Origin of the sequence: Pseudomonas sp. SC3(2021) (assembly GCF_019856535.1) — a bacterium.
GTDB lineage: Bacteria > Pseudomonadota > Gammaproteobacteria > Pseudomonadales > Pseudomonadaceae > Aquipseudomonas > Aquipseudomonas monsensis.
The window spans coordinates 1,921,777-1,942,383 of the sequence record NZ_CP082236.1 but is presented as its reverse complement, the minus strand read 5'-3'; the positions used below and the strand labels follow the sequence as shown (position 1 = coordinate 1,942,383).

25 protein-coding genes and 1 pseudogene are annotated in these 20,607 nt (G+C 60.7%); 13 read left to right on the top strand and 13 right to left on the bottom strand.

Annotated features, from left to right (window positions below):
• Window positions 1-14: 14 nt before the first annotated feature.
• The 4 genes and pseudogenes from K5Y35_RS08550 to K5Y35_RS28130 all read right to left on the bottom strand — a co-directional run.
• Window positions 15-782 (bottom strand): uroporphyrinogen-III synthase, encoded by a 768-nt coding sequence (locus K5Y35_RS08550; protein ID WP_186744035.1) that lies wholly within the window; start codon window positions 780-782, stop codon window positions 15-17.
• Entirely contained in the window at window positions 779-1,720 is a 942-nt protein-coding gene (gene hemC / locus K5Y35_RS08545) for a hydroxymethylbilane synthase (RefSeq protein ID WP_186744033.1), read from the bottom strand. The genes K5Y35_RS08550 and hemC overlap by 4 nt, the downstream gene beginning before the upstream one ends.
• Window positions 1,721-1,858: 138 nt before the next feature.
• Complete coding sequence (locus tag K5Y35_RS08540) at window positions 1,859-2,605, bottom strand: LytR/AlgR family response regulator transcription factor (RefSeq protein WP_123469778.1); 747 nt, start codon at window positions 2,603-2,605, stop codon at window positions 1,859-1,861.
• A pseudogene (locus tag K5Y35_RS28130) lies at window positions 2,602-2,742 on the bottom strand (sensor histidine kinase); the annotation flags it as partial. The pseudogene K5Y35_RS28130 and the gene K5Y35_RS08540, both read right to left, overlap by 4 nt.
• 330 nt (window positions 2,743-3,072) lie before the next feature.
• Between K5Y35_RS28130 and argH the strand changes: the two are divergent.
• Entirely contained in the window at window positions 3,073-4,467 is a 1,395-nt protein-coding gene (gene argH / locus K5Y35_RS08530) for an argininosuccinate lyase (RefSeq protein ID WP_027610449.1), read from the top strand.
• A gap of 118 nt (window positions 4,468-4,585) precedes the next feature.
• On the opposite strand, the gene K5Y35_RS08525 is transcribed toward argH, so the two are convergent.
• On the bottom strand, window positions 4,586-5,245 hold the full coding sequence (locus K5Y35_RS08525; protein WP_222834073.1) for a glutathione S-transferase family protein: 660 nt from the start codon (window positions 5,243-5,245) through the stop codon (window positions 4,586-4,588).
• Window positions 5,246-5,368: 123 nt separating this feature from the next.
• Between K5Y35_RS08525 and K5Y35_RS08520 the strand changes: the two genes are divergently transcribed.
• From K5Y35_RS08520 to K5Y35_RS08510, 3 genes are all read left to right on the top strand, one after another.
• On the top strand, window positions 5,369-5,656 hold the full coding sequence (locus K5Y35_RS08520) for a hypothetical protein (protein WP_123469784.1): 288 nt from the start codon (window positions 5,369-5,371) through the stop codon (window positions 5,654-5,656).
• Between the two features lie 260 nt (window positions 5,657-5,916).
• On the top strand, window positions 5,917-6,162 hold the full coding sequence (locus K5Y35_RS08515; RefSeq protein WP_039757399.1) for a TIGR02647 family protein: 246 nt from the start codon (window positions 5,917-5,919) through the stop codon (window positions 6,160-6,162).
• Between the two features lie 184 nt (window positions 6,163-6,346).
• Window positions 6,347-9,190, top strand: a complete 2,844-nt coding sequence (locus K5Y35_RS08510; RefSeq protein ID WP_222834072.1) for a class I adenylate cyclase — start codon at window positions 6,347-6,349, stop codon at window positions 9,188-9,190.
• Between the two features lie 7 nt (window positions 9,191-9,197).
• On the opposite strand, the gene rnk is transcribed toward K5Y35_RS08510, so the two are convergent.
• From rnk to cyaY, 3 genes are all read right to left on the bottom strand, one after another.
• Window positions 9,198-9,608 carry a nucleoside diphosphate kinase regulator gene (gene rnk, locus K5Y35_RS08505; RefSeq protein WP_123469788.1) on the bottom strand — a complete coding sequence of 137 codons (411 nt, stop codon included), beginning with the start codon at window positions 9,606-9,608 and terminating at the stop codon, window positions 9,198-9,200.
• A 166-nt stretch (window positions 9,609-9,774) separates the two neighbouring features.
• Window positions 9,775-9,993, bottom strand: coding sequence for a DUF1289 domain-containing protein (locus K5Y35_RS08500; protein ID WP_123469790.1), 219 nt, complete (start codon window positions 9,991-9,993; stop codon window positions 9,775-9,777).
• Window positions 9,994-9,997: 4 nt separating this feature from the next.
• Window positions 9,998-10,330 carry an iron donor protein CyaY gene (cyaY, locus tag K5Y35_RS08495; RefSeq protein ID WP_123454569.1) on the bottom strand — a complete coding sequence of 111 codons (333 nt, stop codon included), beginning with the start codon at window positions 10,328-10,330 and terminating at the stop codon, window positions 9,998-10,000.
• 325 nt (window positions 10,331-10,655) lie between these two features.
• Here cyaY and lptM point away from each other — a divergent pair, with 325 nt between their 5' ends.
• From lptM to K5Y35_RS08465, 6 genes are read left to right on the top strand one after another with little or no spacing between them, the layout of a single operon-like run.
• The gene (gene lptM, locus K5Y35_RS08490) at window positions 10,656-10,829 is read left to right on the top strand and encodes an LPS translocon maturation chaperone LptM (protein ID WP_123469791.1); all 174 of its coding nucleotides are present in this window, start codon (window positions 10,656-10,658) and stop codon (window positions 10,827-10,829) included.
• Window positions 10,830-10,838: 9 nt separating this feature from the next.
• The gene (gene lysA / locus K5Y35_RS08485; RefSeq protein WP_123469793.1) at window positions 10,839-12,086 is read left to right on the top strand and encodes a diaminopimelate decarboxylase; all 1,248 of its coding nucleotides are present in this window, start codon (window positions 10,839-10,841) and stop codon (window positions 12,084-12,086) included.
• A gap of 3 nt (window positions 12,087-12,089) precedes the next feature.
• Window positions 12,090-12,920, top strand: a complete 831-nt coding sequence (dapF, locus tag K5Y35_RS08480; RefSeq protein ID WP_007911094.1) for a diaminopimelate epimerase — start codon at window positions 12,090-12,092, stop codon at window positions 12,918-12,920.
• Window positions 12,921-12,933: 13 nt separating this feature from the next.
• On the top strand, window positions 12,934-13,659 hold the full coding sequence (locus K5Y35_RS08475; protein WP_123469796.1) for a DUF484 family protein: 726 nt from the start codon (window positions 12,934-12,936) through the stop codon (window positions 13,657-13,659).
• A 2-nt stretch (window positions 13,660-13,661) separates the two neighbouring features.
• Window positions 13,662-14,561, top strand: a complete 900-nt coding sequence (gene xerC, locus K5Y35_RS08470) for a tyrosine recombinase XerC (protein ID WP_222834071.1) — start codon at window positions 13,662-13,664, stop codon at window positions 14,559-14,561.
• Window positions 14,558-15,262, top strand: a complete 705-nt coding sequence (locus tag K5Y35_RS08465; protein ID WP_123469798.1) for an HAD family hydrolase — start codon at window positions 14,558-14,560, stop codon at window positions 15,260-15,262. The genes xerC and K5Y35_RS08465 overlap by 4 nt, the downstream gene beginning before the upstream one ends.
• A 244-nt stretch (window positions 15,263-15,506) precedes the next feature.
• Here K5Y35_RS08465 and sutA read toward each other — a convergent pair whose 3' ends face one another.
• From sutA to glnK, 4 genes are all read right to left on the bottom strand, one after another.
• Entirely contained in the window at window positions 15,507-15,833 is a 327-nt protein-coding gene (gene sutA / locus K5Y35_RS08460) for a transcriptional regulator SutA (protein ID WP_222834070.1), read from the bottom strand.
• Window positions 15,834-15,935: 102 nt separating this feature from the next.
• Window positions 15,936-16,361 (bottom strand): secondary thiamine-phosphate synthase enzyme YjbQ, encoded by a 426-nt coding sequence (locus tag K5Y35_RS08455; protein ID WP_123469801.1) that lies wholly within the window; start codon window positions 16,359-16,361, stop codon window positions 15,936-15,938.
• Window positions 16,362-16,576: 215 nt separating this feature from the next.
• Entirely contained in the window at window positions 16,577-17,914 is a 1,338-nt protein-coding gene (locus K5Y35_RS08450) for an ammonium transporter (protein ID WP_123469803.1), read from the bottom strand.
• 36 nt (window positions 17,915-17,950) lie between these two features.
• The gene (glnK, locus tag K5Y35_RS08445) at window positions 17,951-18,289 is read right to left on the bottom strand and encodes a P-II family nitrogen regulator (RefSeq protein ID WP_002555808.1); all 339 of its coding nucleotides are present in this window, start codon (window positions 18,287-18,289) and stop codon (window positions 17,951-17,953) included.
• A gap of 413 nt (window positions 18,290-18,702) precedes the next feature.
• Here glnK and K5Y35_RS08440 point away from each other — a divergent pair, with 413 nt between their 5' ends.
• Together K5Y35_RS08440 and K5Y35_RS08435 are read left to right on the top strand one after the other, a co-directional pair.
• Entirely contained in the window at window positions 18,703-18,963 is a 261-nt protein-coding gene (locus K5Y35_RS08440) for an accessory factor UbiK family protein (protein WP_222834069.1), read from the top strand.
• 359 nt (window positions 18,964-19,322) lie between these two features.
• Entirely contained in the window at window positions 19,323-19,850 is a 528-nt protein-coding gene (locus K5Y35_RS08435; RefSeq protein WP_222834068.1) for a Bro-N domain-containing protein, read from the top strand.
• On the opposite strand, the gene K5Y35_RS08430 is transcribed toward K5Y35_RS08435, so the two are convergent.
• Window positions 19,845-20,114, bottom strand: a complete 270-nt coding sequence (locus K5Y35_RS08430; RefSeq protein ID WP_222834067.1) for a HigA family addiction module antitoxin — start codon at window positions 20,112-20,114, stop codon at window positions 19,845-19,847. The genes K5Y35_RS08435 and K5Y35_RS08430 overlap by 6 nt on opposite strands.
• Before the next feature lie 203 nt (window positions 20,115-20,317).
• Between K5Y35_RS08430 and K5Y35_RS08425 the strand changes: the two genes are divergently transcribed.
• The gene (locus K5Y35_RS08425; protein WP_186744015.1) at window positions 20,318-20,515 is read left to right on the top strand and encodes a hypothetical protein; all 198 of its coding nucleotides are present in this window, start codon (window positions 20,318-20,320) and stop codon (window positions 20,513-20,515) included.
• The last annotated feature ends 92 nt before the right edge of the window (window positions 20,516-20,607 follow it).

Sequence of the window (20,607 nt, the reverse complement as noted above, 5' to 3'; positions counted from 1 at the left end):
ATCCATCCTTTGCATTAGAGAACGGGCACGGGATGCTCCCGTAACGCCGTCAGCAAAGCCGCGGCACTCGCGCCACGGCAATCCACAACTGTTTGGGCCCCGGCGGCACGTGCCAGCTCGGCGACTCTTGGGCTTGGAACAAACAACGGCAACTGCGCTATCGCCGGCCAGGCATCGCCGGCCATCTGGCGCAGGTGCTCGAAACCCTGTCCACTGCTGACCACCAGCCCGTTCAAGCGTTCCGCTTCAATCCGCCGCGGCAATTCTTGCGCGGCATAGGCTGGCAGCTCACGACGATACAATTCCAGATACTCGACACTAGCACCAAGCGTGCGCAAACGCTCGGCGAGCAACTCGCGGCCGCCCTCGCCGCGCAGGATCAGCACTCGCGCACCGGACTGGCTGACCGCCTCGCGCAGACGCGACAACTGCAGCAACGCTTCGCTGTCATCACCAGTGTCCGGGCAGTGCACGTCCAGGCCACGGTCGCGCAGAATCTGCGCGGTCGCCGCGCCAACGCTGAACCACGGCATCGCCAACATGGGCGGGCCACCGGCATCGAGCAGGTCGACCGCAATGCGCGCTGCCGGTTTGCTGACCACGATCACCGCGCTGCAGCCCGACAGCTGCGCAATCGCCTGACGGATTTTGTCAGAGACCGGCAGCGGCACGATGTCCAGAAGCGGCAGGCAACTGCTGAAAACCCCCTGCCCTGCTAACGTCTCGGCGAGCGCCGCGCAATCTTCGGCGGGGCGCGTCAGCAGCAGTCGCCAACCGGTCACTCGTGACCTGCCTCGCCATACACCGCTTTGAGGATGTCGTCGGCACCCTGGCCGAGCAAGTCCTCAGCGACCTTCACCCCCAGCGCCTCGGCATCGGCACGCGGCGCCCGCGCTTCGGCGCTGAGCAGCTTGCCACCGCTCGGCTCGCCGACCAGACCACGCAGCCACAACTGCTCACCCTCGAGCACGGCGTAGCAGGCGATCGGCACCTGGCAGCCGCCATTCAGATGTTTGTTGAGGGCGCGTTCAGCGCTGACCCGCGCAGCCGTATCGGCGTGATGCAGCGGTGCCAACAGGGCATGAATTTCAGTGTCGGCGCTGCGGCATTCGATGCCGACGGCGCCCTGGCCACCGGCCGGCAGGCTGTCGTCGACGCTAATGGCAGAGGTGATGCGGTCTTCGAAACCGAGGCGGATCAGGCCGGCCGCCGCGAGGATGATCGCGTCGTACTCACCGGCATCGAGCTTGGCCAGGCGCGTGTTGACGTTACCGCGCAGGAAGCGGATTTCGAGATCCGGGCGGCGCGTCAGCAACTGGGCCTGACGACGCAGGCTGGAGGTGCCGACGATGGCGCCGGCAGGCAGCGCATCGAGGCTTTGAAAGGTATTGGATACGAAGGCATCGCGCGGGTCTTCACGTTCGCAGATGCAGAACAGGCCCAGACCTTCGGGGAAGTCCATCGGCACGTCTTTCATCGAGTGCACGGCGATGTCGGCTTCGTTTTCCAGCAGCGCGGTTTCCAGTTCCTTGACGAACAGGCCTTTGCCGCCGATTTTCGACAGTGGCGAGTCGAGCAGCTTGTCGCCGCGACTGACCATGGGCACCAGCGTCACCAGCAGGCCCGGATGGGCCGCCTCCAGACGGGCTTTGACGTATTCGGCCTGCCAGAGGGCCAGCGCACTTTTACGGGTGGCGATGCGGATTTCGCGAGAGGACATGGATCAATCCGTACTGAATAGATACGGCGGATAATAACAGCTCAGCCAAATCCACTTTGACCTGAATCAGAAACGACGTGGCCTCCCTGGCCTGCGATGCCCGGTGAAGAAAAGCAGAAACCTGCCGAAACGATCGGGTTACAGGCCCTGCATCATCTTGCGCACACCGGCCACGTGCCGACGGCTGACGATCAGCGCATCACCGTTGAGGCCTTTGAGGTACAGCTGGAAATGCCCCAGCGGCGTACGTTGCAGCCGTTCGATGCGGTCGCGGGCGACCAGTGCGTTGCGGTGGATACGCACGAAGCGCTCACCGAATTCGTCTTCGAGCGCCTTGAGTGGTTCGTCCAGCAACACTTCGCCGGCCTCGTGACGCAGGGTCACGTATTTGTGGTCGGCAATGAAGTAGACCACCTGATCGAGCGGGATCAGTTCAATCCCTTTGCGAGTACGGGCGCTGATGTGACTGCGCGGGCCGTTGCCGCTTTCGGCAGCGGGACGGGTCAGGGCCGAGAGCTGGGCCCGGTTGGGACGTTCAGCCCGTTTCAGGGCGTCATGCAGATGTTCGGTTCGCACGGGTTTCACCACATAGCCCACGGCGCTGGCCTGCAGGGCTTCCACGGCAAATTCATCGGGGCTGGTGCAAAACACCACGGCGGGCGGCGTTTCTCGTTCGCACAGACGGGCAGCGACCTGCAGGCCATCCAGGCCAGGCATGCGGATATCGAGCAGCACGATATCCGGCTTGTGGCTGTCGATCAGCGCCAACGCCTCCTCGCCATTCGTGGCGCTGGGCTCCAGGACTGTGTAACCCTCGAGCTCACTCACCATTCGGCTGAGGCGCTCGCGAGCCAGTGGTTCGTCATCAACGATCAGGACATTCATATTGCGCTGGATTCCTGCGTGAGTCTCGCACAAGGATAGCGTAGACAGGTGGAGTGACGTCCGTCACCGCGATCCACGCTAAGACTAGCCCGAGCGCCAAAAAGTGCCGTACGTCGGCCAGCAATATTTGCCAGTGTCCGGGTCGTACTGCTCGAAGCCCGCTGTTTCCCGCGTTTCTCACGGGTTTTGTCCAAGGACATAACCCACCCCCACTTCTTATAGTCGGCGACAGGACCTTTGCACAATCCGCGCTCACCGACCCTTATGTCCAACTGTAGACGCTCGCCGGGCCGATATTGCTCAATCGAAAAATATCCTTGCGCAAATCCCCCGGCACCAGCGGCCACTATGGCTGACGCAATGAGAAAAAAACGTATCGACCAGTGTCAGCGACAGGATTGGCAACCCTGTTATTATCCGCGCCAGCGTTTCACGCCACTTTTCTTCAAGCCGATACGAGCGAATTCATGAGCACTGACAAGACCAATCAGTCCTGGGGCGGCCGCTTCAGTGAACCCGTCGACGCCTTCGTCGCCCGCTTCACCGCCTCCGTCACTTTCGACCAGCGCCTGTATCGCCACGACATCATGGGCTCGATCGCCCACGCCACCATGCTGGCCAAGGTCGGCGTGCTGACTGATGCCGAGCGCGACAGCATCATTGATGGCCTGAAGACCATTCAGGGCGAAATCGAGGCCGGCCAGTTCGACTGGCGCGTCGACCTCGAAGACGTGCACATGAACATCGAAGCCCGCCTGACCGACCGCATCGGCATCACCGGCAAAAAACTGCACACCGGCCGCAGCCGCAACGACCAGGTCGCGACCGACATCCGCCTGTGGCTGCGTGACGAGATCGACCTGATCCTCGCCGAAATCACCCGCCTGCAAAAAGGCCTGCTGGAACAAGCCGAGCGCGAAGCCGCGAGCATCATGCCGGGCTTCACCCACCTGCAGACCGCGCAGCCGGTGACCTTCGGCCACCACATGCTGGCGTGGTTCGAAATGCTCAGCCGCGACTATGAGCGCCTGGTCGACTGCCGCAAGCGCACTAACCGCATGCCACTGGGCAGCGCTGCACTGGCCGGCACCACCTACCCGATCGACCGCGAATACACCGCGCAACTGCTGGGCTTCGATGCCGTAGGCGGCAACTCGCTGGACAACGTGTCCGATCGAGATTTCGCCATCGAATTCTGCTCGGCCGCGAGCATCGCGATGATGCACCTGTCGCGCTTCTCCGAAGAGCTGGTGCTGTGGACCAGCGCGCAGTTCCAGTTCATTGATCTGCCGGACCGTTTCTGCACCGGCAGCTCGATCATGCCGCAAAAGAAAAACCCTGACGTGCCGGAGCTGGTACGTGGCAAGACCGGTCGTGTGTTCGGCGCACTGATGGGCCTGCTGACCCTGATGAAAGGCCAGCCACTGGCCTACAACAAGGACAACCAGGAAGACAAGGAACCGCTGTTCGACGCCGCCGATACCCTGCGCGATTCGCTGCGTGCCTTCGCCGACATGATCCCGGCAATCAAGCCGAAACACGCGATCATGCGTGAAGCGGCGCTGCGCGGATTCTCCACCGCGACCGACCTCGCGGACTACCTGGTGCGCCGTGGCCTGCCGTTCCGTGATTGCCACGAAATCGTCGGTCACGCGGTGAAGTACGGCGTCGACACTGGCAAGGATCTGGCCGAGATGAGCCTGGAAGAACTGCGTCAGTTCAGCGACCAGATCGAGCAGGACGTGTTCGCCGTACTGACCCTGGAAGGCTCGGTGAATGCCCGTGACCACATCGGCGGGACCGCGCCGGCGCAGGTCAAGGCTGCCGTGGTGCGCGGTCAGGCGTTGATCGCCAGCCGCTAAAAGCATCGCGGGCAAGCCCGCTCCCACACGTTCTGCGTCGAACACACAAGGGTGTTTCAGCGCGAAATCCTGTGGGAGCGGGCTTGCCCGCGATGACTGACTCCAGAACGCTAAAAATCTACTTCTTCGCCGCGATCATCGCCAAAAACGCCGGCATCGCAGCCTCTTTGTCCGCCGCAATCTTCTGCACATGCGGACTCTGCTCAAGCCGCTCCAGCAGCACCTTGGCCCTCGGCATCTCGGCCAGCAAATCGATCCCGAACAGCTTCTGCCCGACCGCGCACGCCAGCGGCACGCTGTAGAGGAAATACAGATCCGCGATGCTCAGACTGTCGCCCGCCACATACGGGGCGAACTTGCCGTGACGCCCCAGCGCCGCAAAACCCAGCAGCAATTCGGCTTTGGTTTTCTCCTTGATCGCCTCCGGCACCGGCGAGCCAAAGAACGCTTCGCCGTAACAGGCGCGACCCGGCAACTCGATATAGAGCTCGATCTCCTTGGCAATCGCCAGCACCTGCGCTCGCGCAAACGGGTCACTCGGCAACAGCGGTGTGCCCTTCTGGGTCTGTTCCAGGTATTCGAGGATGATGCCGGTTTCATTGATGTAACCGGCATCAACGCCCAGCACCGGGACTTTGCCGCGCGGGCTGATGGCCAGCGATTGCGGCGTTGGCGTCGGGTAGAACGTGACTTCTTCAAACGGCAGGCCTTTTTCCAGCAGCGCCAGTTTGACCATGTTGTAATAATTGCTGACAGAGAATCCGTAGAGCTTGAGCATCACATAGCCTCCGGGCCGTGCGGGGTGGGCAGTCCCTGTTTATAGATCGCCGGACGCGATCCTGCCAGCAGCATCACCTCGCTGAATGCAGGTAAACTGGCGCCTTTCCTTGAGGAGCCTGCCATGAGCGAGCCGACAGACATCGAGATTGACGACGAAGAAGAGTTCGCCGAGAACACGTTGATTGAAGCGATCGAAAATCAGATTGAAAACGACAACCCGCCAGCGGCCAAAGCGACCTTCAACAAGCTGACACTGGTGGGTTTCGAGCGCGATAAGATCCTCAACCTGATGGCGCACGTGCTGGCCTATGAAATCGACGCCATGCTCGATGAAGACCGTGCCTTCGATACCGAATGGTACGAAGCGGCGCTGCGCGCATTGCCAGAGCTGCCGCCCGAAAAGCAGTAAGCCCCCGTTCGTGCAGGACTGAGCCTGCTCACGATAGCGTTCTGTGATGTCAGTGAAGAATATGCTGACAGGCACTCCTCTATCGCGAGCAGGCGAAGGCCTACAATGTTTGTAACGTATCCAGCCAGCCAACTTCCGGGCCCCGACTACACTGGAATCCGCCTCAAGACAAAATCCCTGATCTGAGCACTGGACATGCCGCAAAAGCGGGTTCACCTTAGGGGCGCTGTCGTCCAATTACTAGAAAGTCTGGAGTCCTTATGTCGCTTACCCCTGAGCTGGTTGCCGAACTGGAAGTCCTCGCACTCTTCAACCTGGACAGTTCCCAGGAAGGTTTGAAAATTCATCAGACCGCTGCCCCGAAACACATCGCTGCTGCACAACGCCTCTTTGAAAAAGAACTCACCGACCAGCCCGATGGCGGCTACCTGACCAGCCTGGGTCGTGATGCCGCGCAAAATGTGCAGACCGTACTGACCATTTTGAGAGAGCAGGAAACCGCCTGATTTTCCCGTCTTTGCCCACGGGAACTCCTGCCACGGGATTTCCGCGGGCTCGCTTGATCACCCCACGCTAAAAATCTGACGTCAAAAAAACAAATTCAGCTTAAAAGTCCCGCTGCGCAGAGGCTAAACTGCCTCCCATTCCGAGACCCTCTTCGTCCGAGCCTGCGAGCCGGTTTGAGCTGACATGACGCGCACCCATGAAATCCGCCCCGATCTGGACGAAGGCATCGACCGCAAGGTGCTCAGCCAACTGCGTGCGCGCTTTCTCAAACTCAATGCAGGTCGCCTGGGTCGCGCACTGGAGGGTCTGTCGACGCGCCAGCAAGGCGTACTGACGCTGCTGCCGCTGTTCTTCCACGTCAATCATCCGCTGCTGCCCGGCTATGTATCCGGCAGTACCCCGGCGGGCCTGTCCAACTACGAACCGGACGCCACTACCCTCGCCGAAGCCCAGCGCCTGACCCGCTCGTTCTCCTACAAGCCGCGCCACGGCAGCAACCCGCCACGGCCGATTCACGGGCTGTTCCTGATGGGCAGCCTGGGCACGCTGGCCCAGGCCGATCAGAGCGACATGGACGTGTGGGTCTGCCACGCGCCGGACCTGAGCGAAAGCGAATTGGCCGAGCTGAGCAAAAAATGTCAGCTCCTGGAAACCTGGGCCGCGAGCCAGGGCGCCGAAGCGCATTTCTTCCTGATTGACCCGGTGCGCTTCGTCAAAGGCGAACGCGACACCCAACTGAGTTCCGAGAACTGCGGCAGCACTCAGCATTACCTGCTGCTGGACGAGTTTTATCGCACCGCGATCTGGCTGGCCGGGCGCACACCGATCTGGTGGCTGGTGCCGGTTTACGAGGAAAGCGCCTACGACCTTTACACCGACACGTTGTTGTCCAAGCGTTTTATCCGTGCCGACGAAACCCTCGACCTCGGTCACCTGGCGACGATTCCGCCGGGCGAGTTCATCGGCGCCGGGCTGTGGCAGCTGTTCAAGGGCATCGAGTCACCGTACAAGTCGGTGCTCAAACTGTTGCTGACCGAGGTTTATGCCAGCGAACACCCCCATGTGCAGTGCCTGAGCCTGCGCTTCAAAAAAGCGGTGTTCGCCAACCAGCTGGATCTGGATGAGCTGGACCCGTACATGGTCGTGTACCGGCGTATCGAGGAATACCTCACCGCGCGCAACGAACCGGAGCGTCTGGAACTGGTGCGCCGCGCGCTGTACCTCAAGGTCAACCGCAAGCTCACCGGCAACAGCCGCAGCCAGGGCTGGCAACGCACCCTGCTTGAACGGCTGGCCAGCGAATGGCATTGGGATCAGCGTCAACTGGCGCTGCTCGACAGCCGCAGCCAGTGGAAAGTCCGCCAGGTCAGCGCCGAACGCCGTGCCCTGGTCAACGAACTGAATTACAGCTATCGCTTCCTGACCCAGTTTGCCCGCACCGAGCAGACCGTCAGCCTGATCAACAAACGCGATCTCAACGTCCTCGGCCGCCGCCTCTACGCCGCGTTCGAGCGCAAGGCCGACAAAGTCGAGTTCATCAACCCCGGGATCGCTCCGGATCTGGCCGAAGACACCCTGACCCTGGTGCAGTCACGCAACAAAAAAGAACCGGGGCAAGCCCAATGGGGCCTGTACAACGGCAGCCTCACCGCACTGGAATGGGAGCACTTCGCGCCGATCAAGCGCAGCCGTGAATTGCTCGAACTGCTGACCTGGTGCCACCGCAACGGCGTGATCGACAGCAGCACCCGGCTGGCCCTGCATCCCGGCAGCAGCGACCTGAGCGAGTTCGAGCTGTTCAACCTGCTCGGCAGCCTGCAACAGTGCATCGCCCTGCCCTTGCCCACGGTGGCTGAAGCACCGTTGCTGCGCGCGGCCGTGCCGAGCGAAGTGCTGATTCTGGTCAACGTCGGCGTCGATCCGCTCAAGCATCACCGCGACCTGAATATTCTGATGACCACCGAGCGCACCGACTCGCTGAGCTACGCCGGGGTCCGGGAAAACCTCGTGCTGACCCTGGATCAGGTCACGCTCAACAGCTGGAACGAAGTGCTGGTCAACCGCTTCGACGGCCCGCACGCCCTGCTCGACTGCCTGCGCGACTACCTCAACAACCTGCCGCGCGGGCCGCTGCAGCCGTCGTTGAAAGTGCGCTGCTTCTGCCACAACCGTGCACAATTCATCGCCCGTCGCGTTGAGGAGATCGTCGATACCGCGCAAAACCTGCTGCTCAGTGAGTTGAATCATCGCTACCTGATTCAGGTGCAACAGCACTATCACGTACTCGAATTGGTCCCGGGCCAGGTCAACCACGTCGCCCTCGCCACCCTGCCGGCGTTGCTGGAGTACCTCGGCGAAGAACAACCGCGCTACAGCCCGCTGCACCTGGACCCGATGGCGCTGGAGGATCACGACCTCGCCCTGATCCTGCCAATGGGCCAGCCGGATTGCATTCAGGTGTTCTACCGGATCAGCGAACAGCAGGCCGAGCTGTACGTGCTGGATGAATTCAACGCCCTGTGGCAACAGCATCTGCCGTATCACGACGAACAGAGCCTGCTGGTGCCATTACAGCGCTTCCTGCAGTCGATCCAGTACCGGCGCGAAGCCTTGCTGCCGATGGACGCCGCGCCTTCGGCCAGCCTCGACACTTTGTATTACCAGTTATTGCCGTCAGGCCCGGGAAAAGCCCGCCGCGTCGAACCACGACCAGCACCGCAAACGCCGGTCAACAAGCCGTTCTACGACGTGCAGGCGATTGTCGGCAAAGCCGCACCGGGGGAAGTGCAGGTCACTTTGTATTGCAATCAACGGGAATTCAGCGAGCTGGAACATGGCGACCAACTGTTCAGCGTGGTCGCCCGGGAGATCGTCGAGCAGCGCCGCGAGAGCGAACGCTATCGCTGCTACATCACCGACCTGGACCTGTCAGGCCTGCTCGGTGATGCGCAGAGTTCAAGCAATTTGTATCTGCGCTACAAGGCCGACCTGGAGCGCGCCCTGAACGAGGCGCTCGAACAGGTCTGAGGCGGGGTCATTCGCGGAAATCACCGCCGTTGGCCGGCTGCGATTCGACTTCCAGCAAGGTCAGTTTCAGGGTCTTGCCGCCGGGAGCCGGCCAGTCGATGTGCTGACCGACCTTCAGGCCCAGCAGCGCGCTGCCGACCGGTGCCAGAATCGAGATCTTGCCTTCGTCGGCGTTGGCATCCTTGGGATAGACCAGCGTCAGGTGATAGTCCTTGCCACTGCCTTCTTCGCGGCAATGCACGCGGGAATTCATCGTCACGACATCGGCGGGCACTTCTTCGTGGCCGACCACGGTATCGGCGCGGTCCAGTTCGGTTTGCAGCGCGATCACGCCCGGCAGCGTGTCATCCAGGCTGTCGATCAGGCGCTCCAGACGTTGCACGTCCAGACGGGTAAGGGTGATGGAAGGTGCGGTCATGATCCGGGCAGACTCCTTTCTTCTGCACACAAAAAAAGCAAAACCCCGCCAAAAAAGACGGGGTTTTCACCAGGCCTCGATGGGTTGAGGCGTGTCCGGACACTATCACAGCTCAAAAAATATACAAGTCACCCGATTTTGATCCGGCAAGAACCCCTGTAGCGAATCAACTCAGGGATTTTCGTGCGGCAGCCTGCTGGCAGATGACCCGACGGCGCTGATCATCCGCCGAGCGCCATTCGCGAATATCCTCGACATGGCGGAAGCAGCCGAGACAAACCTTCTGTTCATCAAGCCGGCACACACCGCTGCACGGCGAAGGCACTGCCGGGCTGATGTTGCTGTAGAGCGGTTTGGGCGGACGAACAGGAGCAGTGTCAGTCACGGAATCACAGACCTTCGAAGTCGAATTCAGCGCCAGCCTGCTGCTTGACGATGCGCTCGAGCATTTCGCCCAACTGCTCTTCGCTCTTGTCGCACATCCAGCGCTCGCTCTCTTCGTCGTAGTCGAAGTGGAAACCACCGGACACCGCTGCCAGCCACAACTGACGCAGGGGCTCCTGACGACTGAAGATCAGTTGCGAGCCGTTTTCGAACTTGACGGTCAAGACACCTGCCGAGCTTTCCAGGTCGATATCCAGGTCGCTGTCATCAAAGATATCTTCCAGCGTCTGCTGGGTAGCATCGACCAGATCGTGGAAACGGGCTTCGGACAAACTCATTGTGGCAACCTCAAAAAATGTCTGATCAGGCTCAAGCGCCGAAAGATACGGACGCTGCCGGCCGATTGCAAAGATTAACGACCAAGCACCGTTTCCCATCCAGCACTGGCCCCTGTGGGAGCGAACTTGCTCGCGAAAGCGGTGTGTCAGCCAGCAAACATATCGAATGTACCGGCCTCTTCGCGAGCAAGCTCGCTCCCACAGGAATTACCTGTATCCAACCGGTATCCAGAGAGCCCCGCCGGACGGGAAGCCCCTCGCATAGGCAAGCTGCCGGGTGGCCGGTATACTCCGGCGCAATTAACGCATTTTCAAGGATTTCGCCATGAAGCGCCTGATCTCTTCCCTTGCTGCGCTCGTCGCGGTTGCCTGCCTCGTTTCGGCCTGTGGTCAAAAAGGCCCGCTGTACCTGCCGGATGACGATCAGGACCCGGCCGAACAAGCCCAGTCTTCGCAAAAGCAACCGGTTTCCAAAGCACACAAGCACGACGTTTACTAAGGGATCGCCATGGACGCTTTTAATTACCGTGGCGGGGAGCTGTTCGCGGAAGGTGTGGCACTGTCCGCCATCGCCGACCGTTTCGGCACGCCCACCTACGTTTATTCGCGAGCACACATTGAAGCCCAGTATCTGGCCTTCGCCGATGCGCTGGCCGGCATGCCGCACCTGGTTTGCTTTGCCGTCAAAGCCAACTCCAACCTCGGCGTTCTGAATGTCCTGGCCCGTCTCGGCGCCGGTTTCGACATCGTCTCTCGTGGTGAACTGGAACGCGTGCTCGCCGCAGGTGGAAGCCCTGACAAGATCGTCTTCTCCGGTGTCGGCAAGACCCGTGACGACATGCGCCGTGCGCTGGAAGTCGGCGTGCACTGCTTCAACGTCGAATCCACTGACGAGCTGGAACGCCTGCAAGTGGTCGCCGCCGAGCTCGGCGTTCGCGCCCCGGTTTCGTTGCGTGTGAACCCGGACGTCGATGCCGGCACCCACCCGTACATTTCCACCGGTCTCAAAGAGAACAAGTTCGGCATCGCCATTGCCGACGCCGAAGACGTGTACGTGCGCGCTGCGCACCTGCCGAACCTGGAAGTGATCGGCGTCGATTGCCACATCGGTTCGCAACTGACCACCCTGCCACCGTTCCTCGATGCCCTCGACCGCCTGCTGGATCTGGTCGATCGTCTCGGCGATTGCGGCATCCACCTGCGCCACATTGATCTCGGTGGCGGTTTGGGCGTGCGTTATCGCGATGAAGAGCCGCCATTGGCCGGCGACTACATCAAGGCTGTGCGCGAGCGTCTGAGCGGCCGTGATCTGGGGCTGGTGTTCGAGCCGGGCCGCTTCATCGTCGCCAACGCCGGCGTACTGCTGACCCAGGTCGAGTACCTCAAGCACACCGAACACAAGGATTTCGCCATCGTCGACGCGGCGATGAACGACCTGATCCGCCCGGCGCTGTACCAGGCGTGGATGGACGTCACTGCGGTCAAGCCGCGTGATACCGCCGCACGCAAGTACGACATTGTCGGCCCGATCTGCGAAACCGGTGATTTCCTCGCCAAGGACCGTGAACTGGCGCTGGAAGAAGGCGACCTGCTGACCGTGCATTCCGCCGGTGCCTACGGTTTCGTGATGAGTTCCAACTACAACACCCGCGGCCGTGCTGCCGAGGTGCTGGTAGACGGTGATCAGGTTTTTGAAGTGCGCCGCCGCGAAACTGTGGCCGAGCTGTTTGCCGGCGAAAGCCTGCTGCCGGAGTAACCCATGCTGCTGCGTTTTACCAAAATGCATGGCCTGGGCAATGATTTCATGGTTCTCGACCTGGTCAGCCAGCACGCGCATATTCAGCCCAAGCACGCCAAGCAATGGGGCGACCGGCACACCGGTATCGGTTTCGACCAGTTGCTGATTGTTGAAGCGCCGAGCAACCCGGACGTGGATTTCCGTTACCGGATCTTCAACTCCGATGGCTCGGAAGTGGAACAGTGCGGCAACGGTGCACGCTGCTTCGCGCGCTTCGTGCTGGACAAGCGTCTGACAGCGAAACGGCAGATCCGCGTCGAAACCAAGGGTGGCATCATCGAACTGGACGTGCGTAACGACGGCCAGATCGGCGTCAACATGGGCGCGCCGCGCCTGGTGCCGGCAGACATTCCGTTCGAAGCGCCAGCGCAGGCGACCAGCTATCAGCTGGAAGTCGACGGCACCACGGTCGAACTGGCCGCCGTGTCGATGGGCAACCCCCATGCCGTGCTGCGTGTGCAGGACATCAACAGTGCACCGGTGCATGAGCTGGGACCGAAAATCGAACACCATCCGCGCTTCCCGGCGCGGGTCAATGTCGGTTTCCTCCAGGTCATCGACCGCAACCGTGCGCAACTGCGCGTCTGGGAACGCGGCGCCGGGGAAACCCAGGCCTGTGGTACTGGCGCTTGCGCTGCGGCTGTCGCGGCAATCAGTCAGGGGTGGATGGATTCGCCGCTGTTGATCGACCTGCCCGGCGGGCGTCTGTCCATTGAATGGGCAGGCCCTGGCCAACCGGTGCTGATGACCGGTCCGGCAGTGCGTGTATACGAAGGACAAGTGCGTCTTTGAGTGAGCAGAAGCCATGACCGATAAGCCTCAGGTACCCGCCCGACAGTCCGACGAATCAGCGTCCGAGAGCCTGGAGGCGGCAGCGGTTGCCGCGTACCTGGAGGCTCATCCGGACTTCTTCGTCGAGCACGAAGAACTGCTGCCGGCAATGCGCATTCCCCACCGACGCGGTGACACCGTATCGCTGGTCGAACGGCAGATGACCATTCTGCGCGACCGCAACATCGAGATGCGTCATCGCCTCTCGCAGTTGATGGACGTGGCCCGCGACAACGATCGCCTGTTCGACAAGACCCGCCGCCTGATTTTGTCCCTGATGGATGCGGCCAGCCTTGAAGACGTGGTGATCAGCGTTGAAGACAGCCTGCGCCAGGACTTCCAGGTGCCTTTTGTCAGCCTGATCCTGCTGGGTGACAACCCGGCACCGGTCGGCCGCTGGGTCACCCACGCCGACGCGCAAACCGCGATCGGCGGCCTGCTCACCGAAGGCAAAAGCGTCAGCGGCACCCTGCGTGAACATGAGCTGGACTTCCTGTTCGGCGAGGAGCAGCGCAAGCAAATCGGCTCCACCGCCGTCGTTGCCATCAGCCATCAAGGCATCCACGGTATTCTGGCGATCGCCAGCCGCGATCCACAGCACTACAAGAGTTCGGTCGGCACGCTGTTCCTCAGCTACATCGCCGAAGTCATGGGCCGCGTGCTGCCACGGGTCAATAGCTCCCTGCGCTCGGTACGCTGAACATGGAACGACAACTGGACGCTTACTGCGAACACCTGCGCAGTGAGCGACAGGTGTCACCGCACACCCTGTCGGCCTACCGCCGCGACCTCGATAAAGTCCTCGGCTGGTGCATCAAGCAGAACATCGGCAGTTGGACCGCACTGGATATCCAGCGCCTGCGCAGCCTGATCGCCCGCCTGCATGCCCAGGGCCAGTCCTCACGCAGCCTCGCCCGCTTGCTCTCGGCAGTGCGCGGGCTCTATCACTATCTCAATCGCGAAGGCCTCTGCGACCACGACCCGGCGACAGGTCTGGCGCCACCAAAAGGCGAACGGCGGCTGCCGAAAACCCTCGATACCGACCGTGCGTTGCAGCTACTGGAAGGTGCGGTCGAGGATGATTTTCTCGCCCGCCGCGATCAAGCCATTCTTGAGCTGTTCTATTCCTCCGGCCTGCGCCTGTCCGAACTGACCGGACTCAACCTCGATCAACTCGACCTCGCCGACGGCATGGTTCAGGTGCTCGGCAAGGGCAGCAAGACCCGCCTCCTGCCGATCGGCAAAAAGGCCCGCGAAGCGCTGGAACAATGGCTACCGTTGCGGGCCATGACCAACCCGGCCGACGACGCCGTATTCGTCAGCCAGCAAGGCCGGCGCCTCGGCCCACGGGCGATTCAGGTGCGGGTCAAACTGGCCGGCGAGCGCGAACTGGGGCAGAACCTGCACCCGCACATGCTGCGGCACTCCTTCGCCAGCCACTTGCTGGAATCCTCGCAGGACCTGCGCGCGGTGCAGGAACTGCTCGGCCACTCGGACATCAAGACCACGCAGATCTACACCCACCTGGACTTCCAGCACCTGGCGGCGGTCTACGACAGCGCCCACCCACGGGCCAAACGCAGCAAAGGCGACGATTCATGAACATCCAGTTGATCACCTTCGACCTCGACGACACTCTGTGGGACACCGCCCCGGTGATCGTCAGCGCCGAAGCGGTATTGCGCGAGTGGCTGAGCGAACACGCACCGAATCTGGGCACGGTGCCGGTGGAGCATCTGTGGGCGATTCGCGAGCGGGTGCTGGCTAATGAGCCGGGACTCAAACACCGCATCAGCGCATTGCGTCGGCGGGTGTTGTTCCATGCGCTGGAGGACGCGGGTTACGCCCATGGCGAAGCTTCCGATCTGGCGGACAAGAGCTTTGAAGTGTTCCTGCATGCGCGGCACCAGATCACGGTGTTTCCCGAAGTCGAACCGACCCTGGAAATCCTCGCCAACCACTACGCGCTTGGCGTGGTCACCAATGGCAATGCCGATGTGCGTCGGCTGGGGCTGGCGGACTACTTCAAGTTTGCGTTGTGCGCCGAAGACATCGGCATCGCCAAACCGGATGCGCGGCTGTTCCACGAGGCCTTGCAGCGCGGCGGCGTGAGCGCTGACGTGGCGGTGCACATTGGCGATCATCCGGGCGATGACATCGCCGGGGCGCAGCAAGCGGGCATGCGCGCGATCTGGTACAACCCGGCGGGCAAGGTCTGGGAAGCCGATCGTTTGCCGGACGCGGAAATCCGCAGCCTGACTGACCTGCCAGCCGTTCTCGCACGCTGGAATGCCAAGGCCTGACAAAAATCCCTGTGGAAACCATGTGGCGAGGGGATTTATCCCCGATGGGCTGCGAAGCAGCCCCAAATGCAGCGCATCGTGCTTTCCTGACACTCCGCGCAAGCTGACTTTACGACTGCTTGGCAGCCGATCGGGGATAAATCCCCTCGCCACACAGGCCTCTCTTATAGGGCGCCCCTGTTTATTCCAGACATGAAAAAGCCCGCAGCGACGGCGGGCTTTTTCAGCAAGCAAGCGGCACGCCTCAGATAGGGCGGCTGCCGTACTTGTTGTCCGGCTTCTTGGGCGGATCGGCGACCACGTTGGCCTCGACTTCCTGCACCTTGCCGCCGCGCGCAAGGAACTCTTCCATGGCCTTGGCCAGGGCGTCGCGCTCCTTGTTCTTGGCTTCGATGCTCGGCAATTCGTCTACCGACACCGCAGCCTTGGCTTTGCCTTTGGCAGCCGGGACCGGCGTATCGTCACCGCCATCGTCTTCAGCAACGTCTTCCGCTGCTGCTTCCAGACCATCCTCGGCCTCGTCTTCGTCGCCTACTTCGAGGTCGTCGTTTTCCAGATCATCGTCGCTCATGTTCTACCTCATGACTTGCGAAAAGCAGATTAGTTATAGACCAGCTTTGGCAACTGTCGAAAGTCGCCGTAAAAAAATCGGTAACCGCTGATGACCAACGGTTTACGCCCCTTCACCGTGCAAGGTGGCGAGGACTTTACGGGCACCGCCATGATCACGGTGCTCGCCCAGATAAACGCCTTGCCAGGTGCCCAGAGCCAGTCGACCTGCCGACACCGGCAGACTGATCTGGCAGCCAAGCACGCTGGCCTTGAAGTGCGCCGGGAGGTCGTCCAGGCCTTCGTCGTTATGCTCATAGCCGTCTGCTCCTTGTGGGATCAGACGATTGAAAAATCGTTCGAAGTCGCGACGGACCGCCGGATCGGCGTTCTCGTTGATGGTCAACGACGCCGAGGTATGCTGCAGCCACAAATGCAACAGACCGACCCGACACTGCCTGAGTTCAGGCAGCCCGGCGAGTAACTCGTCCGTTACCAGATGAAAGCCCCGGGGCCGTGCCCGCAGGGTTATCAGAGTCTGTTGCCACATACAGTTCTCCGCACGTTCGGGGCGCATTCTAGCGCGCTCTGGGAAAAAACAAAGGCCCTAATATTCCCGCAATGTTGTAAGCGATTGGCCGCAGAAAAACGCTCGCCGTAAACACGACCAAAGACGTACGAAAAATCCTTTCAGCTGCTCTCTCTGCGACAAACTCCAGACAAAAAAATGCCCGGCAAGCCGGGCAAGTTTTTTGCTGCGCGTACTTACAGGTTGTAGCCGCGTTCGTTGTGTTGTGCCAGATCGAGGCCTACCGACTCTTCTTCCTCGGTCACACGCAGACCCATCACAGCGTCCAGGACCTTGAGGATGATGAAGGTGACGATCGCGGTGTAGATCACCGTGAAGCCGACGCCTTTGCACTGAATCCACACTTGCGCGGCGATGTCGGTCACGGTGCCGAAGCCGCCCAGCGACGGTGCAGCGAATACGCCGGTGAGGATCGCGCCGAGGATACCGCCGATACCGTGTACGCCGAACGCGTCCAGGGAATCGTCATAACCGAGTTTGCGTTTCAGGGTAGTGGCGCAGAAGAAGCACACCACGCCTGCCGCCAGACCGATCACCAGTGCACCCATCGGGCCCACGGTGCCAGCAGCCGGAGTAATTGCTACCAGACCGGCCACCACACCCGAGGCGATGCCCAGTGCACTTGGCTTGCCGTGGGTGATCCACTCGGCAAACATCCAGCCCAGTGCGGCAGCAGCGGTAGCGATCTGGGTGACCAGCATCGCCATACCGGCGGTGCCGTTGGCCGCTGCAGCGGAACCGGCGTTGAAGCCGAACCAGCCGACCCACAGCATGGCCGCGCCCATCAGGGTGTAACCGAGGTTGTGCGGAGCCATCGGGGTGGTCGGGAAGCCTTTGCGCTTGCCCAGTACGAGGCAGGCAATCAGACCGGCGACACCGGCGTTGATGTGCACCACGGTGCCGCCCGCGAAGTCGAGCACGCCCCAGTCCCACATCAGACCGCCGTTGCCGGACCAGACCATGTGCGCGATTGGCGCGTAAACCAGGGTGAACCAGATAGCCATGAAGATCAGCATCGCGGAGAACTTCATCCGCTCAGCGAACGCACCGACGATCAGCGCCGGGGTGATGATCGCGAAGGTCATCTGGAAGGTGATGAACACCGCCTCAGGGAACAACGCCGCAGGGCCGGTCAGGCTCGAAGGCGTGACACCGGCGAGGAACGCCTTGCCCATGCCGCCGAAGAACGAGTTGAAGTTGACGACGCCCTGCTCCATGCCGGTAGTGTCGAACGCAATGCTGTAGCCATAAATGACCCACAGGATGCTGATCAGACCGGTAATGGCGAAGCACTGCATCATCACGGAAAGAATGTTTTTCGAGCGAACCATGCCGCCGTAGAACAGCGCCAGGCCCGGGATGGTCATGAACAGCACGAGGGCTGTCGAGGTGAGCATCCAGGCAGTGTCGCCAGAATTGAGGACTGGGGCCGCCACTTCGTCTGCCGCCATAGCGAGGCTGGGCATTACGATGGACAACAGGGCTCCTAGCCCTGCGAATTTACGCAGAGTCATATTGTTTTCTCCTGGGGCGTTGGGGTTTGTGGCGGCTTAAATCGCGTCGGTATCGGTTTCGCCGGTACGGATGCGAATCGCCTGTTCCAGATTGACCACGAAGATCTTGCCGTCACCGATCTTGCCGGTGTTGGCCGCCTTGGTGATCGCCTCGATCACCCGATCCAGATCCTTGTCGTCGATGGCCACGTCGATTTTCACCTTGGGCAGAAAATCGACCACATATTCCGCGCCGCGATACAGCTCGGTGTGACCCTTCTGCCGGCCGAAGCCTTTGACTTCAGTAACGGTAATGCCCTGCACGCCGATTTCGGACAGCGACTCGCGCACGTCGTCCAACTTGAACGGCTTGATGATGGCAGTGACTAGCTTCATGAAACTCTCTCCCGAATTGGTGGACTTGCCCCAGGAAAACAAACCCGACTCAAGTCTAAGCGCAGTGCCTGGCTTTGTAACGCATCGTCGGCCTTACCTGCCCGACTGACGCCAGCTAACCGCTGCTGACGAAACTCCCCGCTCCGTCTGCCGCACTGCATTCGTCACAGCGACTGCATCAGTGCATGGGTCGAAGGTGACTAAGCAGAAACCTTGCCATCTCGCCAAAAACCCCTGATTTCAATCCCTTGGCCGCTGCCGCAAGCCATCCCGTGCAAAAGGCCTTGTGGATACGCACAACAACGGTGCGTCGCCGTCCGTCCCCTTGCGCGAAAAGCGTGCATCCCTGACCACGGGATTGACTATAGACACTGCGTGATACACTGCCCGCCATTGTTTTCAGGACATTCCCCATGCTCGCGCCCAAAGACTTCCTCGACGCCCTGAGCGGCACCGCCTCCCGCCTGTTCAGCGGCGACACCCCGCTGCCGAAAGCCGAAATCGAAAGCCAGTTCAAGATGCTGCTGCAGAGCGCCTTCAGCAAACTCGACCTGGTGAGCCGTGAAGAGTTTGATAGTCAGATGGTCGTTCTGGCCCGCACTCGCGCTCGCCTCGAAAGCCTCGAAGCCAAAGTCGCCGAGATGGAAGCCAAGCTGACAGCGCCCGCGGAATAATCCGCGCCCTCTGTAGGAGCTGCCGAAGGCTGCGATCTTTTGATCTTCAGCCCTTCAACCATCCCGGCAACGTCCTACAACCTGCACCACCGCCGTCCGATTGCGCCGAAAAGCCCAGGTTTCTAAGCTCACCCGATGCTGAATGTTCAGCACCGGGTTTGGCGACCCGAACAGCTTAAGGCGCACGACAACCATGATGGCGGCTACATTTACCGCCACATCGTTTCATGGCGGTTGTGCGTGGGAGACCTTCGGGTCTGCCGGGTTCCTTTTGCTCCGGTTCGCCAACCCGCGTACAACTGCCACCCAATCGTTTGGCGACGATTGAGGGCAGCCCCTTATGCAAGAGGAACTGCTCAATGAATCAAGAAGAGACTTATCTAACGCCGCACATCTTCACCCGCCACAAACTCCCCCTCCACGCCCTCCTCATCCAGAACCAACCCTGGTTCTGTGCCCGAGACCTGAGCCGCCTGCTGCACATCTACCTCAACGAACGCATGCTGCGAAAACTCGACCCCGACCAATACCAAACCCGCAAAACCCTGATCCACCACCAGATCGAAAACACCCTGCTGATCAGCGAATCAGGCATCTACGCCCTCCTCGTCTACCACTACTGCCCCGAATACCGAGCGCTGCGCGAATGGCTCACCCACCAAGTCATCCCCACCCTGCGCGACGTCCAACACCCCAGCACAAGCGAACGCCCACAACTGAGCCTGCTCAATTGGCCGGACATGACGTTGAGTTTGTTGCACTGGAATAATCAGCCGTGGATACGGTTGCAGGATGTGCCGCTGATGGTGGTGGAACGGGAAGAGCCGAAGCGCCCAGTAACGGGGCCTTGGTGGAAAAGAGCTTCGCGGATGCTGCAATCGCTATAAGACCGCATGCCGGAGCTGAGCCCTGCGCAAATCGTAAGTCGACTGAAGATTCATCCAGAACTCAGGCGTAGTGTTGAGATGAATGGCAAGTCTGATTGCCAGATCGGCGCAGATCCTGAGCTGGCAATTCACAAGCTTTTCGATCTCACTTTCGGGCCATTTCGTGGGCATGGCCAGATCCATGACGGTCATGCCCAACGGCTCCACGAAATCCTTATTCAGAACCTCGCCCGGATGAATCGGACGCATACCATTGCGGTCCATTTTTCGCCTCCAGAGGCTGCATTGAGTGGCCAAACTGGAACATCCGGTTCAGGGAAGCAAGCCATCGAAACCGTTTCACCGGCGTCCTACAACTATTAGGGCATGGCCCTACAAAAATCAGCGTCTGCGCCTGATTACGCGACTCTTCCTCCTTGTACTACGGTAGCCAACGAAGCATCTGTCACCCGAAAAACGAGGCCTCAATGAAAGACAAAAAGAGAAGGAAAAAGCTAGAGGAGATTGTTGGATATCACGCTGAAGCACTTCGGTTAGCCGGAGGTATTTCAGCCAATCAGCGTCGTTTTATTGAGGTAGCGGCCAAGTACGGTAAAGAACTCGAACCGGATGGTTGGCTGGCCGGGGGAGGAAGCCGAATAAAAAATCCCAAACAAGAAAACTAATGTGGCGCCTCTACTGGGCTTGGGAGGGCAACTTGGCAACATCCAGTGAAGGTTTACCCTCGCGTCCGTGCCACCTGCATTCGCTCTCCCAA

Coding starts and splice junctions, on each gene's coding strand:
- hemC (WP_186744033.1), bottom strand. CDS start 1,720: ATGTCCTCTCGCGAAATCCGCATCGCCACCCGTAAAAGTGCGCTGGCC.
- K5Y35_RS08540 (WP_123469778.1), bottom strand. CDS start 2,605: ATGAATGTCCTGATCGTTGATGACGAACCACTGGCTCGCGAGCGCCTC.
- argH (WP_027610449.1), top strand. CDS start 3,073: ATGAGCACTGACAAGACCAATCAGTCCTGGGGCGGCCGCTTCAGTGAA.
- K5Y35_RS08525 (WP_222834073.1), bottom strand. CDS start 5,245: ATGCTCAAGCTCTACGGATTCTCTGTCAGCAATTATTACAACATGGTC.
- K5Y35_RS08520 (WP_123469784.1), top strand. CDS start 5,369: ATGAGCGAGCCGACAGACATCGAGATTGACGACGAAGAAGAGTTCGCC.
- K5Y35_RS08515 (WP_039757399.1), top strand. CDS start 5,917: ATGTCGCTTACCCCTGAGCTGGTTGCCGAACTGGAAGTCCTCGCACTC.
- K5Y35_RS08510 (WP_222834072.1), top strand. CDS start 6,347: ATGACGCGCACCCATGAAATCCGCCCCGATCTGGACGAAGGCATCGAC.
- rnk (WP_123469788.1), bottom strand. CDS start 9,608: ATGACCGCACCTTCCATCACCCTTACCCGTCTGGACGTGCAACGTCTG.
- cyaY (WP_123454569.1), bottom strand. CDS start 10,330: ATGAGTTTGTCCGAAGCCCGTTTCCACGATCTGGTCGATGCTACCCAG.
- lptM (WP_123469791.1), top strand. CDS start 10,656: ATGAAGCGCCTGATCTCTTCCCTTGCTGCGCTCGTCGCGGTTGCCTGC.
- lysA (WP_123469793.1), top strand. CDS start 10,839: ATGGACGCTTTTAATTACCGTGGCGGGGAGCTGTTCGCGGAAGGTGTG.
- dapF (WP_007911094.1), top strand. CDS start 12,090: ATGCTGCTGCGTTTTACCAAAATGCATGGCCTGGGCAATGATTTCATG.
- K5Y35_RS08475 (WP_123469796.1), top strand. CDS start 12,934: ATGACCGATAAGCCTCAGGTACCCGCCCGACAGTCCGACGAATCAGCG.
- xerC (WP_222834071.1), top strand. CDS start 13,662: ATGGAACGACAACTGGACGCTTACTGCGAACACCTGCGCAGTGAGCGA.
- K5Y35_RS08465 (WP_123469798.1), top strand. CDS start 14,558: ATGAACATCCAGTTGATCACCTTCGACCTCGACGACACTCTGTGGGAC.
- sutA (WP_222834070.1), bottom strand. CDS start 15,833: ATGAGCGACGATGATCTGGAAAACGACGACCTCGAAGTAGGCGACGAA.
- K5Y35_RS08455 (WP_123469801.1), bottom strand. CDS start 16,361: ATGTGGCAACAGACTCTGATAACCCTGCGGGCACGGCCCCGGGGCTTT.
- K5Y35_RS08450 (WP_123469803.1), bottom strand. CDS start 17,914: ATGACTCTGCGTAAATTCGCAGGGCTAGGAGCCCTGTTGTCCATCGTA.
- glnK (WP_002555808.1), bottom strand. CDS start 18,289: ATGAAGCTAGTCACTGCCATCATCAAGCCGTTCAAGTTGGACGACGTG.
- K5Y35_RS08440 (WP_222834069.1), top strand. CDS start 18,703: ATGCTCGCGCCCAAAGACTTCCTCGACGCCCTGAGCGGCACCGCCTCC.
- K5Y35_RS08435 (WP_222834068.1), top strand. CDS start 19,323: ATGAATCAAGAAGAGACTTATCTAACGCCGCACATCTTCACCCGCCAC.
- K5Y35_RS08430 (WP_222834067.1), bottom strand. CDS start 20,114: ATGGACCGCAATGGTATGCGTCCGATTCATCCGGGCGAGGTTCTGAAT.
- K5Y35_RS08425 (WP_186744015.1), top strand. CDS start 20,318: ATGAAAGACAAAAAGAGAAGGAAAAAGCTAGAGGAGATTGTTGGATAT.